The sequence below is a fragment of the Nocardia farcinica genome, from assembly GCF_029867845.1.
GTDB classification, from domain to species: Bacteria; Actinomycetota; Actinomycetes; order Mycobacteriales; family Mycobacteriaceae; genus Nocardia; species Nocardia farcinica_A.
Window position 1 is genome coordinate 1 of the sequence record NZ_JARWRU010000218.1, and the last position, 8,301, is coordinate 8,301.

General features: G+C 72.1%; 7 protein-coding genes and 1 pseudogene. 5 read left to right on the plus strand and 3 right to left on the minus strand.

Annotated elements, in window-relative coordinates; all coding sequences use genetic code 11:
- Together QH283_RS04440 and mshB are read left to right on the plus strand one after the other, a co-directional pair.
- A pseudogene (locus tag QH283_RS04440) lies at positions 1 to 195 on the plus strand (ABC transporter family substrate-binding protein); the annotation flags it as partial.
- Positions 192 to 1,067, plus strand: coding sequence for an N-acetyl-1-D-myo-inositol-2-amino-2-deoxy-alpha-D-glucopyranoside deacetylase (gene mshB / locus QH283_RS04445; protein WP_280501740.1), 876 nt, complete (start codon positions 192 to 194; stop codon positions 1,065 to 1,067). The pseudogene QH283_RS04440 and the gene mshB, both read left to right, overlap by 4 nt.
- A 187-nt stretch (positions 1,068 to 1,254) precedes the next feature.
- Here mshB and QH283_RS04450 read toward each other — a convergent pair whose 3' ends face one another.
- From QH283_RS04450 to QH283_RS04460, 3 genes are all read right to left on the minus strand, one after another.
- Positions 1,255 to 1,512: a hypothetical protein gene (locus QH283_RS04450; protein WP_280501741.1), complete on the minus strand. Its 258-nt coding sequence runs from the start codon at positions 1,510 to 1,512 to the stop codon at positions 1,255 to 1,257.
- 136 nt (positions 1,513 to 1,648) lie between these two features.
- The gene (locus QH283_RS04455) at positions 1,649 to 3,292 is read right to left on the minus strand and encodes a PH domain-containing protein (protein WP_280501742.1); all 1,644 of its coding nucleotides are present in this window, start codon (positions 3,290 to 3,292) and stop codon (positions 1,649 to 1,651) included.
- A complete protein-coding gene (locus QH283_RS04460) occupies positions 3,289 to 3,786 on the minus strand; it encodes a PH domain-containing protein (RefSeq protein WP_280501743.1) in 498 nt (165 codons plus the stop codon). Before QH283_RS04460 ends, QH283_RS04455 begins: the two co-directional genes overlap by 4 nt.
- A 168-nt stretch (positions 3,787 to 3,954) precedes the next feature.
- Here QH283_RS04460 and QH283_RS04465 point away from each other — a divergent pair, with 168 nt between their 5' ends.
- The 3 genes from QH283_RS04465 (at position 3,955) to dapC (ending at position 8,145) form a co-directional block, all read left to right on the plus strand.
- Positions 3,955 to 6,552: a bifunctional FO biosynthesis protein CofGH gene (locus tag QH283_RS04465; protein WP_280501744.1), complete on the plus strand. Its 2,598-nt coding sequence runs from the start codon at positions 3,955 to 3,957 to the stop codon at positions 6,550 to 6,552.
- A 154-nt stretch (positions 6,553 to 6,706) separates the two neighbouring features.
- Positions 6,707 to 7,027: a ferredoxin gene (fdxA, locus tag QH283_RS04470; protein ID WP_280501745.1), complete on the plus strand. Its 321-nt coding sequence runs from the start codon at positions 6,707 to 6,709 to the stop codon at positions 7,025 to 7,027.
- Positions 7,028 to 7,035: 8 nt separating this feature from the next.
- On the plus strand, positions 7,036 to 8,145 hold the full coding sequence (gene dapC / locus QH283_RS04475) for a succinyldiaminopimelate transaminase (protein WP_280501746.1): 1,110 nt from the start codon (positions 7,036 to 7,038) through the stop codon (positions 8,143 to 8,145).
- The last annotated feature ends 156 nt before the right edge of the window (positions 8,146 to 8,301 follow it).

An 8,301-nucleotide genomic window follows, 5' to 3' on the forward strand; every position in this document is an offset into this window, starting at 1 on the left:
GCGCTGGCGGGCATCGAGGTCGCCGAGACGCTCGCCGCCGCCGAGCCCGCGCTGTGGAATCTGTCGGCGGTGCTGCCGATCGTGCAGGACAACCTGGTCGCCGCGGCCGGCCCCCGGGTCGACGGCGCGTCGTTGAGCGGGGCCATCCCGGTCGGCATCTTCGGGGACGCGGCGATGTGGAGGAGGATTCCGTGACCGATACCACCGGCGGCCTGCTCCTCGTGCACGCCCACCCCGACGACGAGTCGATCACCACCGGCGGCGTCATCGCCCTCTACCGCTCCCGCGGCATCCCGGTGACCGTGGTGACCTGCACTCTCGGTGAGGAAGGCGAGGTCATCGGCGAGCAGTGGGCCCAGCTCGTCGCCGATCAGGCCGACCAGCTCGGCGGCTATCGCGTCCTGGAGCTGACCCGCGCCCTGGCGGCGCTGGACGCCGGAGCGCCGCGCTTCCTCGGCGGCGCGGGCCGCTGGCGGGATTCCGGCATGGCGGGCACCCCCTCGGCGCGGCATCCGCGCGCCGTCGTCAACTCCGGGCAGGCGGCCGTCGAGGCGCTCACCGAGATCCTGCTGGAGTCGCGGCCGCGGGTCGTGGTCACCTACGACCCCAACGGCGGGTACGGGCATCCCGATCACATCCGCGCCCACCATGTCACCACCGCAGCCGTGGCGGCCGCGGCCGAACGGGGCTGGGACGTGCCGAAGTTCTACTGGACCGTCACCGATCTGCACCTGCTGGCCCTGCACACCGAGTCGCTGGCCCGGCGCACCGCGGAGAAGCTGCCCGGCGCGCTGCCCGCGGGCTGGCGGCTGCCTGCCGTCGGTGAACTGGCAGGCGTGCCGAGCGAGACCATCACCACCGCCGTCGACGTCTCCGAGGTGCTGGCGGCCAAGCGCGCCGCGCTGCGCGCGCACGCCACCCAGGTGACGGTCGCGCCATCGGGCCGGGAGTTCGCCCTGTCCAACAACATCGCCCAGCCGGTGCTGCCGGAGGAGCACTTCGTGCTGGTGCGCGGTGAGCGTGGTCCGGTCGGCCCGGACGGACGCGAGCACGACCTGTTCGCCTGACCGGCCGCGCGCTCGGCCAGGCGCATGCCGCCTAGACTCCTGGCGTGACCTCCCGCGACCGACAGGCAGATCCGACCGCCACCACGACCCGCGACCGGGCGGCCGCGGTGGCGAAGGCGGTCACGATGGCGGTGCTGGCGGCGGCCGCGCTGTTCAGCCTCGCCGTCGAGGTGTTGTATCTGCCGGTCTACGTGGGCGGCACCTGGACACCCACCGCCGAGCCCGCCGATCTGGCCGCGGGCACGGGGCTGGCCGCCCCGCTCGGCTCCGGCTCGATCCCGGTCCCGGTGACGGTGCTGATCGCGGTGGTCGTCAACGTCTCCCTGGTCGCCGCCATGCGCACCCTCACCCGCAGTCTTCGCCTGTCCCTGCTGCCGGTCATGGTGTGGACCGCCGGGTTCCTGGTGTGCACCTTTCCCGGGCCCGGCGGCGACAAGCTGCTCATGAGCGACTGGCCCACCCTGCTGCTGTTGCTCTGCGGGCTCGTGCCCGCCCTGCTGTACGCGTTCAACGCGGCCACCGCGATGGCGCCGCCCGAGCCGCCCCCCACCGGCGACGGCAAGCCCGGCAGACCGGCGCGCTCAGCGCTGTCCGAGCGCTCCCGGCGTGGCGGATTCGATGATCTGCCAGGCTCTTTCCAGCGGCACGTCGATGATCCGGTAGCTCTTCTTCCCCGCGGCGGTGGCGGCCACCACGGTGGCGATGCCGGAGCGGCGCTGCCAGAAGCTCTGGCGCACCGTCCAGCCGATGATGCCCGGCGCTTCCAGGCAGTCCCGGTCGCGGTCGAGCGAGCCGGAGCGGGTGATCAGCCAGGCCGGGCCGTGCGCGGTGCGCGGCAGCACGGCGTGGCCCAGGCCCTGATAGCGGTTCTCGGCCAGCGCGGCGGCAAGGGGGAGCACGGCGAGGGCGGGCAGCCACAGCCAGCCCGGACAGGAGACCCCGGCGACGGTAGGCACGAGCAGGGCGACGGTGGGAACGGCGGCGGGCAGCATCGCGCGCACCCACCTCCTGCGGCGGGCCACCGGGCCGTGCGGCACGAGCGGGGCGGTGAGCTGGGCGGTCACGTCGACGGGGGCGGTCACGTCGGCGGCAGTCGGGGAGCGGTCGTCCGAGGGGGCCGAGGTCGGCTGGGCGTCGGCCGGGGCGGAGGCCGATCGCCTGCTGCCGAGCAGTTCGCCCAGCGTGCGTTCCACGGCCGCGCGCGGGGCCTGCGGCAGGATCTTCTGGCGGGGGTTCTCCCCGACCATGATGGCTTCCAGTTCGGCGGCGCCCGCGCGCCGCAGCAGCAGCGGCTCGTTCACCGTCGCGCCGCGGAAGCGGGCCAGATCGAGGGTGATCTGGCGACGGGTGAGCAGGCCGTGACTGATGCGAAGCGTGCGGCCGTCGTCGACCACCCGGAGGCCGTGATAGGTGGTGAGATAGCGCGCGCACGAGGCCACGCTGACGACGACCACCAGTGCGAGCAGGAACGACACCAGCAGTCCCGCGATCACCAGCGCCGCGTGCTCGCCGAGCCGTCGACCGCTCTCCGTGCTCAGCGTCAGTTCGTTGAAACCCAACTGGAAGGGCAGGGCGATCAGCGGCGCGAGCACCGCGAAGCCGGTCAGCGACAGCGGGGCGTAGCGGACCCAGGCCGGTTGCCAGTGCCCGATCTCCCGCCCGCGCTCGGCGGGTTCGGCCCCGCCGGCGCCCTCGATCGCCCCGGCGGCGCCCACCGCTGCCGTGCTCTCCGCCGCAGCGGTGTGGGCGAGCAGTTCGGCGCGCAGCGCGGGCGCGACCCGGGCGGACAGGGAGTCCAGCTCGAATTTCTCCCCGCTCTCGGCCTGCTGGCCGGTGCCGACCACCACCACGGCCAGATCCAGCAGCCGGTGCAGCAGATCCGCTTCGATGTCCACCGAGCGGATGCGGCTGCGCGGCACCGACAGGGTGCGCCGCTGCACCAGCCCGGTGCGCAGTTCGACATGGGTGGGGCTCACCCGGTAGGTGGTGGTGAACCAGCGGGTCAGGCCGAAGCCGACGATGCCGACAAGCGGGATCAGGCTCCACAGCGGATTGCCGCTGCTGGTGCCGACCAGCACCGTGCCGACCAGCACCGGGATGAACTTGACCACCTGGGTCACCGGATGCACCAGCAACATTCGCGGGTCGAGCCGCTCCCACGCCGGACCGCCGGAATCCACCGCGGCGGGCGCGGCCTGCCGGGTGTCCTCCTCGGGCGCGCTCATGTCGCGTCGCCCCGATGCCGGGCGGCGATCTCCGTGAGATCGGCCACCGTCTTCTCCGCCACCGGCAGGTCGAGCGCGGTGATGGTGACCGCCCCGGCCGAGGAAGCCGTGGTGACCGTCACGGTCGCCAGCCCGAGCAGCCGGTCCAGCGGGCCGCGCTCGATGTCCACCGTCTGCACCCGCGAGATGGGCGCGACCCGGCTCTCCTGGCTCAGCCACCCCACCCGCGTGTAGACCGCCTCCGGCGTGATCTCCCACCGGTGCACCGCGTACCGCCAGCGCGGCACCACCGCCACCGCCACCGCGCCTGCCACCAGCGCCGTCACCGCCGCGAGCAGCTGCCAGCCGCGGTTGCCCGTGTCGAGGACCGCCCACACCGCCACCGCGACCAGCAGCGACGCCCAGCCGCCCGCGGTCTGTAGCGTCCACAGCAGTTTGGCCTTCGGACTCGGCCGCCAGGCAGGCCCGGCGAGGATCGTTCGCGGCTGCGCCATGCCGCCATAGTGGCACGCCGGTGGAATAGGCATCGACCGGGCGAGGTTGTGAACGCTCACGACGAGACCGCGTCCGCTGTCTCGCGAGCGTCGCCCGACCATGTGGCCGATCGGCTCGCTAGGCTCGACCGGACGCACTGGAGGGAGACAGTCCAGGATGGTTAGCGCATGATCGAGGGCGTGACCGAGCTAGCGACCCCCGCCGTACCACCCGCCCCGCCGTCGCCGTCGGCCATGCGCCGGGCGTTGCGCCGGGCCAGAGACGGGGTGAGCCTCAACGTCGACGAAGCCGCGGTGCTGTTGCAGGCGCGCGGCGACGACCTGCTCGACCTGTGCCGCAGCGCCGCCAGGGTGCGCGACGCCGGACTCGAGTCCGCGGGCCGGGCAGGCGTGATCACCTACTCCCGCAATGTGTTCATCCCGCTGACCAGGCTGTGTCGCGACCGGTGTCACTACTGCACCTTCGTCACCGTCCCCGGCAAGCTGCGCGCCGAGGGCAAGGGCATGTACCTCGAGCCCGACGAGGTGCTCGAGATCGCGCGCCGCGGCGCCGAACTCGGCTGCAAGGAGGCCCTGTTCACGCTCGGCGACCGGCCGGAGGACCGCTGGCCGGAGGCCGCGCAGTGGCTCGACGAGCGCGGCTACGACTCCACCCTCGACTATCTGCGCGCGGTGTCGATCCTGGTGCTCGAGGAGACCGGCCTGCTGCCGCACCTCAATCCCGGGGTGATGAGCTGGGCCGAGATCGCGCGGCTCAAGCCGGTCGCGCAGTCCATGGGCATGATGCTCGAGACCACCTCCACCAGGCTGTTCACCGAGAAGGGGCAGTGCCATCACGGCAGCCCCGACAAGGACCCGGCGGTGCGGCTGCGCGCCATCACCGACGCGGGCAGGCTCTCGGTGCCCTACACCACCGGCATCCTGGTCGGCATCGGCGAGACGGTCACCGAACGCGCCGAGTCGATCATGGCGATCCGCAAGCTGCACAAGGAGTTCCGGCACATCCAGGAAGTGATCGTGCAGAACTTCGTGGCCAAGGACGACACCGCCATGCGCGACGCGCCCGACGCCGAACTGGCGGAGTTCCGCGCGGCCATCGCCGTCACCCGGCTGCTCATGGGCCCCGATGTGACGGTGCAGGCGCCGCCGAACCTGGTCTCGGAACAGGAGTGCCGCGACCTGGTGGCGGCGGGTATCGACGACTGGGGCGGGGTTTCCCCGGTCACCCCCGACCACGTCAACCCGGAGCGGCCGTGGCCGAACCTGGACACCCTGCGGGAGATCACCGAGTCCGCCGGGTTCACCCTGGCCGAGCGCACCTCGGCGCACCCGAAGTACGTGCGCGCGGGCAATCCGTGGATCGACCCGCGCATCAGCGCGCACGTCGCCGCCCTCACCGATCCCGCCACCGGCCTGGCCCGACCTGACGTCACGCCGGTCGGCCTGCCCTGGCAGGAGCCGGACGAGAACTGGGAGTCGGCCGGCCGGGTCGATCTGGAGACCGCCATCGACACCGAGGGCCGTAACACCGAGGCGCGCAGCGACGCCGGTCTCGGTGGCGAGAGCTTCGGCGCCTTCGGCGACTGGGACACCATCCGCGAGCAGGCCCGCGGCATCGCCCAGGGCGCACCGGCGCGGCTGGACTCCGATGTGGCCGCCGCGCTGCGGGCCGCCGAGCGCGACCCGGCCGGGCTCTCCGACGAGCAGTATCTGGCGCTGGCCACCGCCGACGGCGTCGACCTGGACGCGGTGACCGCGCTGGCCGACCGGTTGCGCCGTGACACCGTCGGCGACGAGGTGACCTATGTGGTCAACCGGAACATCAACTTCACCAACATCTGTTACACCGGCTGCCGCTTCTGCGCCTTCGCCCAGCGCAAGGGCGATGCCGACGCCTTCACCCTCAGCGCGCAGGAGGTCGCCGACCGCGCCTGGGAGGCGCACGTGGACGGGGCCACCGAGGTCTGCATGCAGGGCGGCATCGACCCGGAGTTGCCCGTCACCGGTTACGCCGACCTGGTCAGGGCGGTCAAGGCGCGGGTGCCGTCCATGCACGTGCACGCGTTCAGTCCGATGGAGATCGTCAACGGCGCCTCCCGCGGCGGTCAGTCCATCGCCGACTGGCTGACCGCGCTCGCGGAGGCGGGCCTGGACACCATCCCCGGCACCGCCGCGGAGATCCTCGACGACGAGGTGCGCTGGGTGCTCACCAAGGGCAAGCTGCCCACCTCGGCCTGGATCGAGGTGATCACCACCGCGCACCGGATCGGCCTGCGGTCGAGTTCCACGATGATGTACGGGCACGTGGACACCCCGAAGCACTGGGTCGGCCACCTGCGGGTGCTGCGCGGCATCCAGGACGAGACCGGCGGCTTCACCGAATTCGTGCTGCTGCCGTTCGTGCACCAGAGCTCGCCGCTGTACCTGGCGGGCGCGGCTCGGCCGGGCCCGACCATCCGCGACAACCGGGCCGCGCACGCGCTGGCGCGCATCATGCTGCACGGGCGCATCGACAACATCCAGACCAGCTGGGTCAAGCTCGGTGTGGCGGGCACCAGGGTCATGCTCCAGGGCGGCGCGAACGACCTCGGCGGCACGCTGATGGAGGAGACCATCTCCCGGATGGCGGGCTCGCAGCACGGCTCGGCCAAGACCGTCGCCGAGTTGACCGAGATCGCCGAGGGCATCGGCAGGCCGGTGCGCCAGCGCACCACCGCCTACGGTCGTGTGGAGCGCGCACAGGTGCCCATCGTCACCATGGGCTAGGCCATCCGGCCGTCGCGATCACGGCGGCCGTACGGCTGTCATGTGACGCCGTACGAGTTAGGGCAGGCTGACCCGGTGCCGACAGCGCGGTCGGGATAGGGTTTCGCAGGGCGGACCACCCCACCAGGTGTGAGGACAGACTAGGAGAACGGCAGTGCCGTACATCATCGCTGAACCGTGCGTTGACGTGAAGGACAAGGCATGCATCGAGGAATGCCCCGTGGACTGCATCTACGAGGGTGGCCGCATGCTGTACATCCATCCCGACGAGTGCGTGGACTGTGGTGCATGTGAGCCGGTGTGCCCGGTGGAGGCGATCTTCTACGAGGACGACACCCCGGACCAGTGGAGCGGCTACATCGCCGCCAATGTCGACTTCTTCGACGATCTGGGTTCGCCCGGCGGCGCGACCAAGGTCGGCAAGGTCGACTACGACCCGCCGTTCATCAAGGAACTCCCCCCGATGGGTGAGTGAGCACGCGCGTGGCTGAACGTGCCCGGGTCAGCGCGCTGCTGCCCGATTTCCCGTGGGACACCATCGCTTCGGTGAAGGCGAAGGCGGCTTCCCATCCCGACGGCATCGTCGATCTCTCGGTGGGCACCCCGGTCGATCCGGTGCCCGAGGTGATCCGCGCGGCGCTGAACTCCGTCGCCGACGTGCCCGGCTACCCGACCACGCACGGCACCCCCGAGCTGCGGGCCGCCGCGGTGCAGGCGTTGCAGCGCCGCTACGGCGTCACCGGCATCGAGCCGGCGGCGGTGCTGCCGGTGATCGGCACCAAGGAACTGATCGCGGGCCTGCCCCGGCTGCTCGGCCTCGGCGCGGACGATCTGGTGGTCATCCCGGAGATCGCCTACCCCACCTACGAAGTGGGCGCGCTGCTGGCGGGCACGCAGGTGCTGCGCGCCGACGGGCTCACCCAGCTGGGACCGCGGTCCCCGGCGTTGATCTACCTGAACTCGCCGTCGAACCCGACCGGCCGGGTGCTCGGCGTCGACCATCTGCGCAAGGTGGTGGCCTTCGCCCGCGAGCGCGGCGCGATCGTGGCCTCCGACGAGTGCTACCTCGGCCTGGCCTGGGACGAGCCCGCGGTGTCCATCCTCGACCCGCGGGTCTGTGACGGCGACCACACCGGCCTGCTCGCGGTGCACTCGCTGTCGAAGACCTCGAACCTGGCCAGCTACCGAGCCGGGTTCGTCACCGGCGACCCGCAGCTGGTGGCCGAACTGCTCGAGGTGCGCAAGCACTCAGGCATGATGGTGCCCTTCCCGATCCAGGCCGCCATGACCGCCGCCCTGGCCGACGACGCGCACGAGCAGCGGCAGCGCGAGATCTACCGGGCCAGGCGCGAGGTGCTGCGCGAGGCGCTGGTGGCGGCGGGCTTCACCGTCGACCATTCCCAGGCCGGGCTGTATCTGTGGGCCACGCGCGGCGAGCCTGCCCGCACCACCCTGGACCGGCTGGCCGAGCGCGGCATCCTGGCCGCGCCGGGCGACTTCTACGGTCCCGGCTCCGGCAACCACGTGCGCATCGCGTTGACCGCCACCGACGAGCGCATCGCGGCCGCCGTGGCGCGGCTGAAGGACGCCTGACGGCCGCAACGGCCACAGCAGTGCCGACGGCGTGGTCCCGATTCGATCGAGTCGGAACCACGCCGTCGCCGCGGCGGGCGACTCGCGGGCCGCGGAATAGTCGCCAGGGCCGCACGCGCGGGGTTAGCCAGTGTTTTTGGCGCTGCCACAGAGGTC

Bases quoted from the DNA above. Each gene is read 5' to 3' on its own strand.
- QH283_RS04465 (WP_280501744.1), top strand. From the start codon at position 3,955: ATGATCGAGGGCGTGACCGAGCTAGCGACCCCCGCCGTACCACCCGCC.
- QH283_RS04455 (WP_280501742.1), bottom strand. From the start codon at position 3,292: ATGAGCGCGCCCGAGGAGGACACCCGGCAGGCCGCGCCCGCCGCGGTG.
- QH283_RS04460 (WP_280501743.1), bottom strand. From the start codon at position 3,786: ATGGCGCAGCCGCGAACGATCCTCGCCGGGCCTGCCTGGCGGCCGAGT.
- QH283_RS04450 (WP_280501741.1), bottom strand. From the start codon at position 1,512: ATGAGCAGCTTGTCGCCGCCGGGCCCGGGAAAGGTGCACACCAGGAAC.